15 protein-coding genes are annotated in these 14,559 nt (G+C 65.7%); 5 read left to right on the forward strand and 10 right to left on the reverse strand.

Annotation, left to right across the window (positions count from 1 at the left end; all coding sequences use genetic code 11):
- The 6 genes from M4578_RS20815 to M4578_RS20840 all read right to left on the reverse strand — a co-directional run.
- Positions 1-420: acetyl-coenzyme A synthetase N-terminal domain-containing protein (locus M4578_RS20815; RefSeq protein WP_258095154.1), on the reverse strand; the 420-nt coding region annotated here is incomplete at its 3' end.
- Between the two features lie 158 nt (positions 421-578).
- Positions 579-1,334 carry an ABC transporter ATP-binding protein gene (locus M4578_RS20820; protein WP_258095155.1) on the reverse strand — a complete coding sequence of 252 codons (756 nt, stop codon included), beginning with the start codon at positions 1,332-1,334 and terminating at the stop codon, positions 579-581.
- A gap of 84 nt (positions 1,335-1,418) precedes the next feature.
- Positions 1,419-2,174 carry an ABC transporter ATP-binding protein gene (locus M4578_RS20825; protein WP_258095156.1) on the reverse strand — a complete coding sequence of 252 codons (756 nt, stop codon included), beginning with the start codon at positions 2,172-2,174 and terminating at the stop codon, positions 1,419-1,421.
- 12 nt (positions 2,175-2,186) lie between these two features.
- Complete coding sequence (locus M4578_RS20830; protein WP_258095157.1) at positions 2,187-3,389, reverse strand: branched-chain amino acid ABC transporter permease; 1,203 nt, start codon at positions 3,387-3,389, stop codon at positions 2,187-2,189.
- Between the two features lie 4 nt (positions 3,390-3,393).
- Positions 3,394-4,425: a branched-chain amino acid ABC transporter permease gene (locus M4578_RS20835; RefSeq protein WP_258095158.1), complete on the reverse strand. Its 1,032-nt coding sequence runs from the start codon at positions 4,423-4,425 to the stop codon at positions 3,394-3,396.
- Positions 4,426-4,536: 111 nt separating this feature from the next.
- The gene (locus M4578_RS20840) at positions 4,537-5,928 is read right to left on the reverse strand and encodes a substrate-binding protein (RefSeq protein WP_258095159.1); all 1,392 of its coding nucleotides are present in this window, start codon (positions 5,926-5,928) and stop codon (positions 4,537-4,539) included.
- A gap of 221 nt (positions 5,929-6,149) precedes the next feature.
- On the opposite strand from M4578_RS20840, the gene M4578_RS20845 reads away from it, so the two are divergent.
- From M4578_RS20845 to M4578_RS20865, 5 genes are all read left to right on the forward strand, one after another.
- Positions 6,150-7,460: a helix-turn-helix transcriptional regulator gene (locus M4578_RS20845; RefSeq protein WP_258095160.1), complete on the forward strand. Its 1,311-nt coding sequence runs from the start codon at positions 6,150-6,152 to the stop codon at positions 7,458-7,460.
- 104 nt (positions 7,461-7,564) lie between these two features.
- Complete coding sequence (locus M4578_RS20850; RefSeq protein ID WP_258095161.1) at positions 7,565-7,939, forward strand: response regulator transcription factor; 375 nt, start codon at positions 7,565-7,567, stop codon at positions 7,937-7,939.
- On the forward strand, positions 7,936-8,238 hold the full coding sequence (locus M4578_RS20855; protein ID WP_258095162.1) for a hypothetical protein: 303 nt from the start codon (positions 7,936-7,938) through the stop codon (positions 8,236-8,238). Before M4578_RS20850 ends, M4578_RS20855 begins: the two co-directional genes overlap by 4 nt.
- Positions 8,235-10,916 carry an ATP-binding protein gene (locus tag M4578_RS20860; protein WP_258095163.1) on the forward strand — a complete coding sequence of 894 codons (2,682 nt, stop codon included), beginning with the start codon at positions 8,235-8,237 and terminating at the stop codon, positions 10,914-10,916. Before M4578_RS20855 ends, M4578_RS20860 begins: the two co-directional genes overlap by 4 nt.
- 90 nt (positions 10,917-11,006) lie before the next feature.
- On the forward strand, positions 11,007-12,149 hold the full coding sequence (locus M4578_RS20865) for a FliM/FliN family flagellar motor switch protein (RefSeq protein ID WP_258095164.1): 1,143 nt from the start codon (positions 11,007-11,009) through the stop codon (positions 12,147-12,149).
- 16 nt (positions 12,150-12,165) lie between these two features.
- Here the strand turns inward: M4578_RS20865 and M4578_RS20870 are convergent, their stop codons facing one another.
- The 4 genes from M4578_RS20870 to M4578_RS20885 form a co-directional block, all read right to left on the reverse strand.
- A complete protein-coding gene (locus M4578_RS20870; RefSeq protein ID WP_258095165.1) occupies positions 12,166-12,597 on the reverse strand; it encodes a protein tyrosine phosphatase family protein in 432 nt (143 codons plus the stop codon).
- 10 nt (positions 12,598-12,607) lie between these two features.
- Positions 12,608-13,045 (reverse strand): DUF6691 family protein, encoded by a 438-nt coding sequence (locus M4578_RS20875; protein WP_258095166.1) that lies wholly within the window; start codon positions 13,043-13,045, stop codon positions 12,608-12,610.
- A 1-nt stretch (position 13,046) separates the two neighbouring features.
- Positions 13,047-13,472, reverse strand: a complete 426-nt coding sequence (locus tag M4578_RS20880; protein ID WP_258095167.1) for a YeeE/YedE family protein — start codon at positions 13,470-13,472, stop codon at positions 13,047-13,049.
- A 78-nt stretch (positions 13,473-13,550) separates the two neighbouring features.
- Complete coding sequence (locus tag M4578_RS20885; RefSeq protein ID WP_258095268.1) at positions 13,551-14,414, reverse strand: MBL fold metallo-hydrolase; 864 nt, start codon at positions 14,412-14,414, stop codon at positions 13,551-13,553.
- Between the last annotated feature and the right edge of the window lie 145 nt (positions 14,415-14,559).

Raw genomic sequence — 14,559 nt, forward strand, 5'->3', positions numbered from 1 at the left:
CATCGGCAGGTAGATGACGACGCGGTCGCCGCGCATGACGCCCTGGGAGAGCAGGACGTTGGCCATGCGGTTCACCTTGTCGTAGAGCTCACGATAGGTGATGTGCTGGGCGGGATCGCTGGGGTCGTCGGGTTCGAAGATGATGGCGGTCTGGTTGGCGCGGGTCTTGAGGTGCCGGTCGATGCAGTTATAGGCGACGTTGAGCACGCCGTCCTCGTACCATTTGATATCGACCTTGCCGAAGTCGAAGCAGGTGTTCTTGATCTTGGTCGGCCGCGCCATCCAGTCGAGCCGCTGCGCCTGTTCGGCCCAGAACCCGTCCGGGTCGCTCAGCGACCGCGCGTACATCTCATCGTACCGCGCCGCATCAATATGCGCGCCGGTCACAAACTCGGACGACGGGGGGTAGGTGTCGGACATGTGTGGTTCCTCCTCCACGAAATGCGATGCTCAAGGGAAGCGCGCTGCCGGAAGGATGGCAATAGGCATTTGGTGGAATGATTCAGCAACCAGCGCACAAATTTTACACAGACTCCCCGCCGGATGCGGAGGGCGGACCCTCCGCATCGTGAGCGCTATCAGATGGCGAGATATTCCGCCCGCAGGCTCTCGTTTTCCAGCACCTCGGCGGCGGTGCCGTCGAAGACGATGGACCCGGTGTCGAGGATGATTGCCCGGTCGGCGAGCTGCAGCGCGCGAACGGCGTTCTGCTCCACGAGGATCGTGGTCATGCCCTGCTCCTTGATGTGGCGCAGGGTCTTTTCGATCTCGTCCACGATCACCGGCGCCAGCCCCTCATAGGGCTCGTCCAGAAGCAGCACCTTGATGTCGCGGGCCAGTGCCCGGGCGATGGCCAGCATCTGCTGTTCGCCGCCCGAAAGCGTGACGCCCTCTTGCTTGCGGCGTTCGCCGAGACGCGGAAAGAGATCGTAGAGGCGGTCGATCGACCAGCCGACGGGCGGGGCGATCTGCGCAAGTTGCAGGTTCTCCTCGACCGTCAGGCCGGGGATGATGCAGCGGTCCTCGGGCACGAGGCCCAGACCGTTCGAGGCCGCCTCGTAGGAGCTCATATTGTGCAGCGGCTTGTGATCGAGCCAGATCTCGCCCTTCTGCACCTGGGGCGAATCCAGCCGGGCGATGGAGCGCAGCGTGGTGGTTTTGCCTGCGCCATTGCGGCCCAGCAGCGCGACGATCTCGCCCTCGTGCACATTGAAGGAGATGCCCTGCACGATATAGCTCTCGCCGTAATAGGAATGCATGTCCCAGACGGAGAGGAAGGCCGGGGCGGTCTCGGCCATGTTGGCGTTCTTGGAAAAATCCGGTCTGACGTTCATTTCTTCGGTCCTCCCGTCCCGGAGCGGATCCGGGACCTCCTGCGTGGAGCCCCCGGGGACAGGCCCGGGGCGCGTTGCTTGGGGTCAGGCATGTTCGCCCAGATAGGCTTCCTGCACCTTCGGATGGCCCTTGATGTTCTCGGGCGTGTCCTCGACCAGCGGGGTGCCCTGGGCCAGCACGGTGATCCGGTCGGCGAGCGAGAACACCACATGCATGTCGTGTTCGATGATGCACATCGTGATGTCGCGCTTTTCCTTGATCTCCTTCAGCAGGTCGATCGTGTTGTTGGTGTCGGCGCGCGCCATGCCGGCGGTCGGCTCGTCGAGCAGCAGCAGCCGCGGTTCCTGCACCAGACACATCGCCATCTCGAGCCGCCGCTTGTCGCCGCGCGACATCGAGGCCGAGTGCATATTGCGCTTGTCCAGCATGTTCACGTCGTCGAGCATCTGTTCGGCGCGGGTGATCAGCTCGGACTCGCTCTCCACCGCTTCGATGGCGTGCAGGCGGAAGATGCCGTCCCGCTTGGCGAAGAGCGGGATCATCATGTTTTCCATCACCGTCAGATCGCCGAAGATCTCCGGTGTCTGGAACACCCGTGAAATCCCCATCTGGTTGATCTCGAAGGGTTTGCGCCCCAGCACCGACTGCCCGTCGAACATCACCGACCCGGTGTCGGGGATCAGCTTGCCGACGAGGCAGTTGAGCAGCGTGGATTTGCCCGCGCCGTTGGGGCCGATGATGGCGTGCACCGTGTTCTCCTGCACGGAGAGGGTCACGTCGCTCAGTGCCTTCAGCCCGCCGAAGCGCTTGTTCACGTCCTTGACGTCGAGAATGCCCATAATCGCGTCTCCTTACTCGGCGGGGGTGGTGCTAGCGGATTTGGCGTCGTCCTTGGCCGGCTTGCGGCGCAGGCGTCGGGCGATGCGCTGCCCGCCCTCCACCAGCCCGCCGGGCAGGAAGATCACGATCAGCATGAACAGCAGGCCCAGCGTCAGGTGCCAGCCCTTGCCGACGAAGGGGTGGATGAGGCCGACCACCAGATCCTCGAGCCCATCGGGCAGGAAGGAGACCCAGCCATGCACCACCTGGTCGTTGATCTTGGAGAAGATGTTCTCGAAATACTTGATGAAGCCCGCACCCAGCACCGGGCCGATCAGGGTGCCCGCACCGCCGAGGATGGTCATCAGCACCACCTCACCAGACGCCGTCCACTGCATGCGCTCGGCGCCTGCCAGCGGGTCCATGCAGGCCAGCAGCCCGCCGGCGAGCCCGGCATACATGCCCGAGATCACGAAGGCCGCCAGCGTGTAGGGGCGCGCGTTGAGGCCGGTATAGTAAAGCCGGTTCTGGTTCGACTTGATCGCGCGCAGCATCATGCCGAAGGGCGAGCGGAAGATGCGGATCGCCACGTAGAAGGAGATCAGCATGATGATCGCGGCGAGGTAGTAGCCCACGGAGAACTGGAACTCCCAGGGGCCGAGCGTGAGCGTCTCGAAGCTGCGCATCTCCATCCCGAAGAGGTTGGTCACCGGGATGCCGCCATCGGCGGTAGCCGAGACGCCGAGGATACGCGGATCGTCCAGGGTGATCTGGAGCCCGGTCTCGCCGTTGGTGATCGGGGTCAGCACCGAATAGGCGAGGTTGTAGCTCATCTGCGCGAAGGCCAGCGTCAGGATCGAGAAATAGATGCCCGAGCGGCGCAGGCTCACATAGCCGATCACCACCGCGAAGAGGCCCGCCACGATCATCGACAGCAGGATCGCGGGGATCACGTTCATGCTCAGCAGCTTGAACATCCACACTGCCGCATAAGAGCCGACGCCGAGAAAGGCCGCGTGACCGAAGCTCAGATAGCCGGTGAGGCCGAAGAGAATGTTGAAGCCGATGGCGAGGATCCCGAAGATCACGAAACGCTGCATCAGGTCGGGGTAGCCCGCGTTGAACTGCGCCAGCCCGCTATCGGTGGGGAAGGGGTTCAGGATGAAGGGTGCGAACAGCGCCAGCACCGCGACGATCAGGAACAGGGTGACGTCTTTTTTACCAAGTCCGAGCATGCGCTTAGTCCTCCATCACGCCCTTGCGGCCCATGAGGCCCCGCGGGCGGGTCAGCAGAATGATGATGGCCACGAGATAGATGATGATCTGGTCGATGCCGGGCAGGATCGACTTGATCTCATTCATCGAGGCAAAGCTCTCCAGAATACCCAGGAGGAAGCCGGCGAGCACGGCGCCCGGAAGCGAGCCCATGCCGCCGACGACCACAACCACGAAACTCAGCACCAGGAAATCCATGCCCATGTGGTAATTCGGCGAGTTGATCGGCGCGTACATCACCCCCGCGAGCCCGGCCACGGCGGCGGCCAACCCGAACATGATGGTAAAGCGGCGGTCGATATTGATGCCCAGCAGCCCCACGGTCTCGCGGTCGGCCATGCCGGCGCGCACCACCATGCCGAAGGTGGTGAATTGCAGGAAGGCAAAGACGGCGCCGATGATCACCGCGGCAAAGGCGAAATACACGAGCCGCCAATAGGGGTAGATGATCGCGTTGGGATCGAAGCCCAGCAGCACGCCGAAATCGAAGGAGCCACGGAAGGCGTCGGGCGCCGGGGTCGGGATCGGGTTGGCGCCGTAGATCTGCTTGATCACCTCTTGCAGCACGATGGCGAGACCGAAGGTCACCAGGATCTGATCCGCATGCGGGCGCTTGTAGAAATGCTTGATGAGACCCCGCTCCATGATCACGCCGATGGCGATCATCACCGGGATCGAGAACAGGATCGCCAGCGGCACCGACCAGTCGATGATCGAGGCGCCGAGGCTTTCGCCGAAGAGGTCCTGCACATAGGGGACATCGACCTTGAGCGGGTTGCCGAGGAAATCGGTGCGGGTCTCGTCCACGACCTGGTGGCTGAGGGTCAGCAGCCGGTTCAGGGTGACGGCGCAGAAGGCGCCGATCATGAACAGGGCGCCATGGGCGAAGTTCACCACGCCCAGCGTCCCGAAGATCAGGGTGAGCCCCAGGGCGATCAGCGCATAGGCCGACCCCTTGTCGAGCCCGTTCAGAATTTGAAGGATGATTGCGTCCATGTCCCGGCCTTTACGGTCAAAGGAAGTGGGTGCGTTCCCGGCACAGAGGCCGGGAACGCTGGGGATACGACCGCAGGAAACGAGTCTGGCGGTCGTAACTGGCGCTGGAGATCAGGCGCCCGGGTTGCAGGACCCGAGCGAGCCGCCCGCGAACATCGGGTGATCGGGCTCGTACCAGACCTGGGCCACCGGGGTGACCTCGACCACTTCCAGAAGGTCGAATTCCGAGGTCGGGTTCTCTTTCCCGCGCACGACCAGCACGTCCTTGAAGCACTGGTGGTCGGCCGAGCGGTAAAGCGTCTGGCCGTTGCCGAGCCCGTCGAAGAGATAGCCCTTGTTGGCGGGCGAGGAGATGCCGGGCAGCGAACTGTCGCCGCCTTCCAGCGCCTCGACCACCGCGCAGGGATCGAAGGAGCCCGCGCGCTGCACCGCATCCGCGTAAAGCAGCGTCTGCACATAGCAGGTGTGGGCGGCCTGGCTCGGCGGGAAGCCGTATTTGGTGCCGAAGGACTTCACGAAAGCCTTGGTGCCCTCGTCCTGCAGCGACCAGTGCCAGTTGGTGGAGCCGAGGATCCCCTTGATGTTCTCACCGGCACCGCGTGCCATCAGGCGCGAGAACAGCGGCACGACGATCTCGAAGTTGCGGCCGTTCACCTGCTTTTCACGCAGGCCGAACTGCACGGCATTGGTGAGCGAGTTCACCATGTTGCCGCCGTAGTGGTTCAGGATCAGCACATCGGCGCCCGAGTTCAGCACCGGCGCGATATAGGACGAGAAATCGGTCTGGGCGAGCGGGGTCTTGACGGTCTCGACCGTTTCCCATCCCAGCGCCTCGGTGGCCGCCTTGATCGACTCTTCCTGGGTCCAGCCCCAGGTGTAGTCGGCGGTCAGGTGATAGGCCTTGCGGTCGCCGCCATATTGCTTGGCCAGCACCGGGGCCAGCGCTGCGCCCGACATATAGGCGTCGAAGAAGTGGCGGAAGCCGTTGGCCTTCTTGTCCTTGCCGGTGGTGTCGTTGGAGTGGGTGAGCCCGGCCATGAAGATCACGCCCGCCTCCTGGCAGAGCCCCTGAACGGCCACGGCCACGCCCGAGGACGAGCCGCCGGTGATCATGATGGCGCCGTCTTTCTCGATCATCGACTTGGCCGAGGCGCGGGCGGCGTCGGATTTGGTCTGGGTGTCGCCGGTGACGTATTCGACCTTCTTGCCGAGGATGCCGGTGCCGTCCAGCGCCTTGGAGCTGAAGGTGTTCAGCATGCCGCCGTCGCCGCCGCCGTTCAGATGCTCGACCGCCAGCTCATAGGCGCGCAGCTCGTCGGCGCCCTCGTCGGCATAGGGGCCGGTCTGCGGCACGTTGAACCCGAGCGTCACCGAGCCGCCGGTGGGCGCGTTGGTGAAGGCGCGGGCCGACGAGGCGGTAAAGATCGTCGGCAGCGCGACGCCGGCGCCGGCCACGGCACCCGTCTTCAGCACGCCACGGCGAGTCAGAGTCGTCTTGGACATAAAATCCTCCCATTTTGCAAAGCTGCGCGAGAGGGCTCCTCTTCCCTCTGGCGCGAGCACGAAATCGTGCAAATCCAGTATTTGCGATGGAGTGAAAATCACGCAACAACTGCTTTTTGGTAAACAATTTTTTTGTCAACGACTGAACAGTATACTATAGTCTTCTGTAAAGTGTTTTATGTCGCGCCGCAGAAAGGCGTTGAAAGGACAGGAAAAGCGTCATGGCCCGCGACACGCTCACCGGCTCGCGCATTCGCGAACGCCGGGTCATCCTTGGGATGAAACAGGCGGAACTGGCGCGCCGGGCCGATATCTCTGCCTCTTATCTTAACCTCATCGAACACAACAGGCGTAGAATCGGCGGCAAGCTGCTGCTCGATATCGCCGAGATTCTGGGGGTCGAGCCCTCGGTCCTGACCGAAGGGGCCGAGGCGGCGCTGATTGCCACTCTGCGCGAGGCGGCGCTGCGCACGCAGGCCAGCGGCGCCGAGCTGGACCGGCTCGACGAGTTTGCCGGGCGCTTCCCGGGCTGGGCCCGATTGCTGGCCGACAACCGGGCGCGGATCGACACGCTGGAACGCTCGGTCGAGGCGCTGACCGACCGCCTTGCGCATGACCCGCATCTCGCCGATGCGCTGCACGAGATGCTGACCATGGTGACGGCGATCCGCTCGACGGCCTCGATCCTCGCCGAGCCGGGGGATCTCGATCCCGATTGGCAGCGCCGCTTTCACCGCAACATCTATGAGGACAGCGCGCGGCTGGCGGAGAGCAGCCGCAGCCTGGTGTCCTATCTCGAGGCCGAGGGCAAGGCGGCGGCGGAAAGCGGCACGCCGCAGGAAGAGGTGGAGGCGCTGTTCGAGGCGGCGGATTATCATATCGCGCTGCTCGACGCGGGGGCGGCGCCGGAACGGGCGGTGCAGGAAATGGGCGGCGCGCTGTCCTCCACCGCGCGTGCGCTGCTGCATCGCGCCTTCTCGCGCTATGCGGCCGATGCGGCGGCGATGCCGCTGGCCCAGGTGCTCGAGGCGGTGGTGGGCACCGGGACCGATCCGCTGGCGCTGGCCCGGCGGTTCGGGACCGATCCCGCCCGCGCCATGCGGCGGTTGGCTTCGCTGCCCGCCGATGCGCCCTGCGGGGCGGTCGGGCTGGCGATCTGCGATGCCTCGGGCGTTTTCACCTTCCGCAAGCCGCTGCCGGATTTCCCCATTCCGCGCTTCGGGGCCGATTGTCCGCTCTGGCCGCTGTTCCCGGCGCTCAGCCGGCCGATGTCGGTGCTGAGCCGCGTGCTCCACGCCGCCGGGCGGCAAAGCGGCGCGGTCACCGCCATCGCCTTTGCTCAGCCCGCGGGCCCGCCCGAGCTGAACCGCGAGCCGGTCTTCGAGGCGCATATGATGATCGCGCCCGCGACGCGCCGCTCTACTGACGAGGCCGAGGAGGTCGGCATCACCTGCCGCATCTGTCCGCGCATCGCCTGCCGGGCGCGGCGCGAACCCTCGTTGCTGGGGGATCCGGCGCAGCAGGGGTTTTGATCTTTTGACACCCGGCGCCGCATTGGCGATAAGTTCTTTACTAAGGGGGAGGATAACCACGGACTCCCGGGCCGCAGGGCCCGGTGCCGGGGGAAAGGGGCGACATGTCGAAACGTGTGATGCTGATCGAGGATGAGCCGAATATCATCGAGGCGATCAGTTTCATCCTGTCGCGCGAAGGGCTCGCGGTCGAGACCCATTCCGATGGCACCACCGCCAATGAAAAGCTGCGCGCCTGCCGGCCCGATCTGCTGATCCTCGATGTGATGCTGCCGGGCAAAAGCGGCTATGACATCCTGCGCGAGCTGCGCGAGGATACCGCCACCGCCGAACTGCCGGTGCTGATGCTCACCGCCCGCGGCCAATCGCGCGACCGCGAGATGGCCGAGCGGGCAGGGGTCTCGGCTTTCATGACCAAACCCTTCTCGAACGCCGAGATGCTCGAGACGGTCCGCGCGCTCGTGGCCGGAGGCGCATGAGCGAGGCCGGCCCCCCGCGGCGGGGCGTGCCGCCGGTGTTTCTCGAGCGGCAGTCTTATCGCCGCCGGCGCGTCATCGACGCGGCGCGGGTGTTGCCGCTGATCGGGCTGATGCTCTGGCTGATCCCGCTGCTCTGGCGCGAAGACGGCGCGGCGGCGGTGCGGTCGTCGAGCGCCATCGTCTACCTGTTCGGGGTCTGGGCCTTTCTGGTGCTGGGCGCGGTGATCTTGTCGACGCGGCTCGCGGCGCAGGGCCGCGACGGTGGCGAGGGCGAGGCCGGCGGCGGAGAGGCGCCATGACCATGCTGAACACGCTGGTCGCGGTGTGCAGCGCCTATGCGCTGTTCCTCTTCGCGGTGGCCTTCGGGGCCGAGCGCGCGGCGCTGCGCGGTCAGGCGACCTGGCTGCGCTCGCCCATGGTCTATACGCTGTCGTTGTCGATCTACTGCACCGCCTGGACCTTTTACGGCGCCGTCGGCTCGGCGGTGCGCACCGGGTTCGAATATCTCACCATCTACCTCGGCCCGTCGCTGGTGCTGATGGGCTGGTGGTGGATCCTGCGCAAGCTGGTACGCATCGGACGCAGCCAGCGCATCACCTCGGTGGCCGACCTGATCTCGTCGCGCTATGGCAAGTCCAACCTGCTGGCGGTGGGCGTCACGATCCTCGCTGTGGTCGGCACCACGCCCTATATCGCGCTGCAACTGCAATCGGTGACGCTGAGCTTCGAGGTCTTCGGTGTGGGCGACATCGCCACCGGCGAGGAAAAGGGCCATACTGCGCTTTGGGTCGCCGCCGGGCTGGCATTGTTCACGGTGATCTTCGGCACCCGCAACCTCGACGCGAACGAGCGCCACAACGGCGTTGTCATGGCCATCGCGGTCGAGGCCGTTGTGAAACTCGCGGCGCTGCTGGCCGTCGGGATCTTTGTGGTCTGGGGCCTGTCCGGAGGGATCTCGGGGGCGCTGGAAAAGATCGACGGCTCGCCGCTCGGGCAATGGCAGATCGACGGCGGGCGCTGGGCGGGGCTGATGATGCTGTCCGCCGCCGCCTTCCTCTGTCTGCCGCGGATCTTTCAGGTGCTGGTGGTTGAAAACGACAACGAGACCCATCTGCGCACCGCAAGCTGGGCCTTCCCGCTCTATCTCGGGCTGATGAGCCTGTTTGTCGTCCCCATCGCCGTGGTGGGGCTCGAGATGCTGCCCGAGGGTTCCAACCCCGATCTCTTCGTGCTGACCGTGCCGCTGTCGCAGGGGCATGACGGGCTGGCGGTGCTGTCCTTCCTCGGCGGTTTCAGCTCGGCCACCTCGATGGTGATCGTGGCGGCCATCGCGCTCTCGACCATGGTGTCGAACCATGTGGTGATGCCGCTCTGGCTGCGCTTCGCCGGCGGCGGCGCCAAGGTGTCGGGCGATGTGCGCCATGTGGTGCTGCTGGCGCGGCGGCTGTCGATCATCGGCGTGGTCATGCTGGGCTATCTCTATTACCGGCTGTCGGGCGGCGGTGCGGCGCTGGCCTCGATCGGGCTGGTGAGCTTTGCCGGCGTCGCGCAGGTGCTGCCGGCGATGCTGGGCGGGATCTTCTGGCGCGGTGCCTCGCGGCTGGGGGCGCTCACGGGGCTGACGCTGGGCTTCGGCTGCTGGGGCTATACACTCTTCCTGCCGAGCTTTGGCGCCGGGGTCTTCCTGCCCGAATCCTGGGTCACCGGCGGGCCCTTCGGCATCTTCTGGCTGCGGCCGCAGGCGCTGTTCGGGATCGAGGGCATGGATCCGCTGCTGCATGCGGTGTTCTGGTCGCTGGTGCTGAACACCGGCGGCTTCGTCCTCGCCTCGCTCGCCAGCTTTCCGGCGCCGCTGGAACGGTTGCAGGGGGCGCAATTCGTCAATGTCTTCGAACATTCGACCGGGCCGCGAAGCTGGACCGGCAAGGTCGCCCAGGCCGAGGATCTGATGGTCATGGCGCAGCGCATCCTGGGCGCGCGCGACGCGCAGCTTCTCTTCGAGCGCGAGGCGCAGCGGCAGGGCAAACACGGCATGCTGCCGGAACCGACGCCGGACTTCCTGGAAACGCTCGAACGCGAACTGGCGGGGTCCGTGGGGGCGGCGACGGCCCACGCGATGGTCGGGCAGATCGTCGGCGGCATGTCGGTTTCGGTCGAGGATCTGATGGCGGTGGCGGACGAGACCGCGCAGATGATGGAATATTCCGCCCGGCTCGAGGCGCAGTCGCAGGAGCTGGCGCGCACCGCCGCGCAGCTTCGCGAGGCGAATACCAAGCTCACCCGGCTTTCCGTGCAGAAAGACGCTTTCCTGAGCCAGATCAGCCACGAGCTGCGCACGCCGATGACCTCGATCCGCGCGTTCTCCGAGATCCTGCGGGACAGCACCGGGCTCAGCCCCGCAGAGCAGAGCAAATACGCCTCGATCATCCATGACGAGGCGATCCGGCTGACCCGGCTGCTCGACGATCTGCTGGATCTGTCGGTGCTGGAGAACGGCCAGGTCAGCCTGAACCTGCGCGAGGGGCTGCTGTCGGATGTGCTCGACCGGGCGGTGGCGGCCGCGGCGGCGGACGAGCATGGCGCAAGGCTGCGGATCGCGCGCGATGCGGTGGCGGAACAGGTCTGGCTGAACACCGATCTCGACCGGCTGAGCCAGGTCTTTATCAACCTGGTCGCCAACACGCGGAAATATTGCGATGCCGCGATGCCCGAGCTTGAGATCCGCGTTTGCGCTTCCGACCGGCTGACCATCGACTTTGTCGATAACGGGTCTGGGATCTCGCCCGAGGCGCAGGACGTGATCTTCGAGAAATTCAGCCGGGTCAGCGATCAGAAGGCCGGCGGCGCCGGGCTGGGGCTGGCGATCTGCCGGCAGATCATGCGCCGGCTCGGCGGCGACATCTCCTATCTGCCGGGGCAGGGCGGGGCGGCGTTTCGGGTGGTGCTGCCGGCGGATATTGCCGTGGCGGCGCAATAGGCGGGGCGAAATCTACACCGGCTAAAGCGGTTGGTAACCAAATCGGGCCATACAGATCCGGAGTCCGCCGGAGAACAGGCCAGATCACGTATGGGAGAGCCCGCAAGACAGGATGACGTTCTGGGCCAGAAGGCCAGCGCCGCCCGGCGCGCCTTCGAGGCGCGGGCGATGTCGCCGGCCAAGGCCCTGCGCCGGGCGCTGTCGCGCACGGCGGATGTGCTGTGGGATCTGGCACTGGTGACCCATGGCGTCAGCCAGGAGATGCTCGATCAGGACGGCGTGGTCGAACGGCTGCCGGCGAACACGCTTCTTGTGCTGCTCGACGGGCCGGAGGGGGCGCTTGGGCTCGCGGTGATCGACCGCGAGGTCATGACCGGGGTGATCGAGGTGCAGACGCTGTTGCAGGTCACCCAGATGCCGGTCGAGGACCGACCGCTGACCCAGACCGATGCGGCGATGACGGCGCCGCTGATCGACGGCACGATGGAGCGGCTGGCATGCTATCTCGAAGGGCATCCGCTGCATGCGCAATTCGCCGGCTACCGGTTCGGCGCGATGGTCGAGGATGCCCGCAATGCGGGGCTGTTGCTGAACGCCGCCGGCTATCGCAGCTATCGCGTTGCGGTCGATCTGGCGCTGGGCCGGCGCAAGGGGGATCTTGTCTTGGTGTTGCCCGACCGGCCGCATGCAGAGGAGGCGGAGCTTGCCGCGCAGGTGGCGCCGGGTACGCCCGGGCCGCATGAGCAGAAGATGAAGCTGCTGCCGGTGCGGATGGAAGCGGTGCTTTGTACCCTCACCCTGCCGCTGCGGGCGGCGCAGCGGCTCCAGCCCGGCGATCTGCTGCCGCTGCCGCCCGAGGCGCTGGACGGGGTGGCCTTCCTCGCCGGTTCTGGTGCGGCGGTGGCGGGCGGGCGGCTGGGGCAGATGAACGGCATGCGCGCGGTGCGTCTGGCCTGGCCCGAGGGCGCGCCGCGATCCGAGCAGGCGCCGGAGCCGACCGAGCGGGCCGAGCCCGCGCCGCTGCCCGCATCCCCGCCCGAGGTTGCGGCGCCGGAGCAGGCGCCGGATCTCGAGGTTTCCGAGATGTCGGAGGCGCTGCCCGAGCTTCCGCCCATGGCGTTCGATACCGGCGATTTCAGCTTCGATGCGGCCCCCATGGAAGAAGAGGCATCAGAGGACGAAACGCTTGATTTCGATTTCGCGGCGGCGCCGCTGGACATCGAGGAGTCCTGAGCCGCGCGGGGCGGGTTCAGCCGCGCTCTTGCGCCAGCGCGTCGAGGGTGGGGCGCAGCCCGTCGAGCTGATAGCCCGCTTTCGCGGCGGTGGCGAGGATGGCGTCGGTCTCGCGGTGCCCGGCCTGTCCCAGCGCCCAGACGATTGTGCTGCGGGTGCCGGAGTTGCAATAGGCCAGCACCGGCCCGCCGGCGCCGGCGGTCAGCTCCGCCTGCCGCGCCACCTCGTCGAGCGTCAGGCCGTGATGCGTGACCGGGAGATAGGCAAACGCCATCCCCGCGGCGCGCACGGCCTCTTCCATCGCCGGGCTCTGATGCGAGGGCGGCACCTCGGCATCGGGGCGGTTGCAGATCACAAGCGAAATGCCCGCCTCTGCGAGAGCGGGCACTTCCTCCACCGCGATTTGCGGGGACACGAGATAGCCGGGGGTGAGTTCGATCATTGCCATGATGGCAGGATCACTCGGCAGGCACCATCTTGTCCAGACGTGTCCGTACAAAAGGTGCCAGCGCCATGCCGGTCAGCATCGCCGCGACGAAGATATAAATCCCCGTGCCGCCATAGCTGAGCGAGGCGATGGACGGCCCCGGGCAGATGCCCGCCAGGCCCCAGCCCGCGCCGAACATCACCGAACCGATGACCAGCTTGCGGTCGATCTTGTTGGAGGGCTTTGGCGGCAGCGGGGTGCCCAGAGCCGAAGTGGTCCGCTTGTTGGCGAAGAACCAGGCGATGAACATCGGGATCATGGCGCCGCCCATCACGAAGGCAAGCGTCGGATCCCAGGCGCCGAACACGTCGAGCCAGCCCTGCACCTTGGTGGTGTCGGTCATGCCCGAGACGAAGAGGCCGGCCCCGAAAAAGCCGCCGGCGATGAAGGCGAAGATCAGCCGTTTCATATCAGATCACCCCCAGGAGATGGCGGAAGATGACGACGCCGACGCCGCCCGCGAGAATGTAGCAGACCGTCGCCACGATGCCCCGCACCGACAGGCGCGAGATGCCGCAGACCCCGTGCCCCGAGGTGCAGCCATTGGCGATGCGTGTGCCAACCCCCACCAGAAGCCCGGCGGCCACCAGCACATAGAGGTTGTCGGTGATATGCGGGTTCACTTCGCGATAGACCGGGTACAGCAGGATCGGCAGCAGCACGACCCCCGCCAGAAACACCAGTTTTTCCCATTTCGTATCGCCCGCCGAGCCGTCCACCAGCGAGCCGATGATGCCGGAGGCGCCCATGATCCGCCCGTTCACGAGCAGATAGAAAGCCCCTCCGGTGCCGATCAGCAAGCCGCCGATCAGGCCCCAGATCCAATCCTGTTCCATTGTGTGCGCGTTCCCTTAATCCTGTTGGGGTGGTCGTGATTGCGCCCCCGGTTCGCGTGCGGGGGCGCTGTCAGGTGCTCAGAGCTTGTTCACCGGCACCTTGAGGAAGACGTCGCCCTGTTCGTCTGCGGGCGGCATCTGGCCCGCGCGCATGTTCACTTGCAGCGACGGGATGATCAGTTTCGGCATCGCCAGCGTGGCGTCGCGTGTGTCGCGCATATGCACGAATTCATCTTTCGACTTGCCGGCGCCGACGTGGATGTTGGCGGCCTTCTGCTCGCCCACGGTGGTTTCCCAGGCGTATTCGTCGCGGCCCGGGGCCTTGTAGTCATGGCCCACGAAGATGCGGGTCTCGTCCGGCAGGGCGAGGATCTTCTGGATCGAGTTGAACAGCGTCTCCGACGAGCCGCCGGGGAAATCGCAGCGCGCGGTGCCGAAATCGGGCATGAACAGCGTGTCGCCGACAAAGGCGGCGTCGCCGATGACATAGGTCAGGCAGGCAGGGGTGTGGCCCGGCGTGTGCAGCACATCGCCGCGGAGCTGGCCGATGTGAAAGCTGTCGCCCTCCTGAAAGAGCTGGTCGAACTGCGAACCGTCGCGCTGGAACTCGGTGCCTTCGTTGAAGACCTTGCCGAAGGTGTCCTGCACGATCTTGATGCGGTCGCCGATACCGATCTTGCCGCCGACGGCCTCCTGGATATAGGGCGCGGCGCTGAGGTGGTCGGCGTGGACATGGCTTTCCAGCAGCCATTCGACCTTGTAGCCCTTCTCTTTCACGAAGGCGATGACCGCGTCGGCGGAGCGGGTATCGGTGCGGCCCGAGGAATAATCGAAATCCAGAACGGAATCGATGATCGCGCAGGACGAGCCTTCGGGATCGCGAACGACATAAGAGATGGTGTTGGTGGCGTCGTCGAAAAACGCGGTGACTTCAGGTGACATCATGGCGGTATCCTCCAGTTTCCGTAATCATATACGTAAAGGTGAATATGTAATCAAGGATTCGTTGCGCTTGACCTGCGTCAAGGCGGCGGGCCGCTGCCGGTTGCATCGTTCCGGGTGGATTGGCGCGCGCGAGGACGACTCA

This window comes from Salipiger pentaromativorans (assembly GCF_024721115.1).
Classification (GTDB): domain Bacteria; phylum Pseudomonadota; class Alphaproteobacteria; order Rhodobacterales; family Rhodobacteraceae; genus Salipiger; species Salipiger pentaromativorans.

Bases quoted from the DNA above. Each gene is read 5' to 3' on its own strand.
- M4578_RS20820 (WP_258095155.1), bottom strand. From the start codon at position 1,334: ATGAACGTCAGACCGGATTTTTCCAAGAACGCCAACATGGCCGAGACC.
- M4578_RS20825 (WP_258095156.1), bottom strand. From the start codon at position 2,174: ATGGGCATTCTCGACGTCAAGGACGTGAACAAGCGCTTCGGCGGGCTG.
- M4578_RS20830 (WP_258095157.1), bottom strand. From the start codon at position 3,389: ATGCTCGGACTTGGTAAAAAAGACGTCACCCTGTTCCTGATCGTCGCG.
- M4578_RS20835 (WP_258095158.1), bottom strand. From the start codon at position 4,425: ATGGACGCAATCATCCTTCAAATTCTGAACGGGCTCGACAAGGGGTCG.
- M4578_RS20840 (WP_258095159.1), bottom strand. From the start codon at position 5,928: ATGTCCAAGACGACTCTGACTCGCCGTGGCGTGCTGAAGACGGGTGCC.
- M4578_RS20845 (WP_258095160.1), top strand. From the start codon at position 6,150: ATGGCCCGCGACACGCTCACCGGCTCGCGCATTCGCGAACGCCGGGTC.
- M4578_RS20850 (WP_258095161.1), top strand. From the start codon at position 7,565: ATGTCGAAACGTGTGATGCTGATCGAGGATGAGCCGAATATCATCGAG.
- M4578_RS20855 (WP_258095162.1), top strand. From the start codon at position 7,936: ATGAGCGAGGCCGGCCCCCCGCGGCGGGGCGTGCCGCCGGTGTTTCTC.
- M4578_RS20860 (WP_258095163.1), top strand. From the start codon at position 8,235: ATGACCATGCTGAACACGCTGGTCGCGGTGTGCAGCGCCTATGCGCTG.
- M4578_RS20865 (WP_258095164.1), top strand. From the start codon at position 11,007: ATGGGAGAGCCCGCAAGACAGGATGACGTTCTGGGCCAGAAGGCCAGC.
- M4578_RS20870 (WP_258095165.1), bottom strand. From the start codon at position 12,597: ATGGCAATGATCGAACTCACCCCCGGCTATCTCGTGTCCCCGCAAATC.
- M4578_RS20875 (WP_258095166.1), bottom strand. From the start codon at position 13,045: ATGAAACGGCTGATCTTCGCCTTCATCGCCGGCGGCTTTTTCGGGGCC.
- M4578_RS20880 (WP_258095167.1), bottom strand. From the start codon at position 13,472: ATGGAACAGGATTGGATCTGGGGCCTGATCGGCGGCTTGCTGATCGGC.
- M4578_RS20885 (WP_258095268.1), bottom strand. From the start codon at position 14,414: ATGTCACCTGAAGTCACCGCGTTTTTCGACGACGCCACCAACACCATC.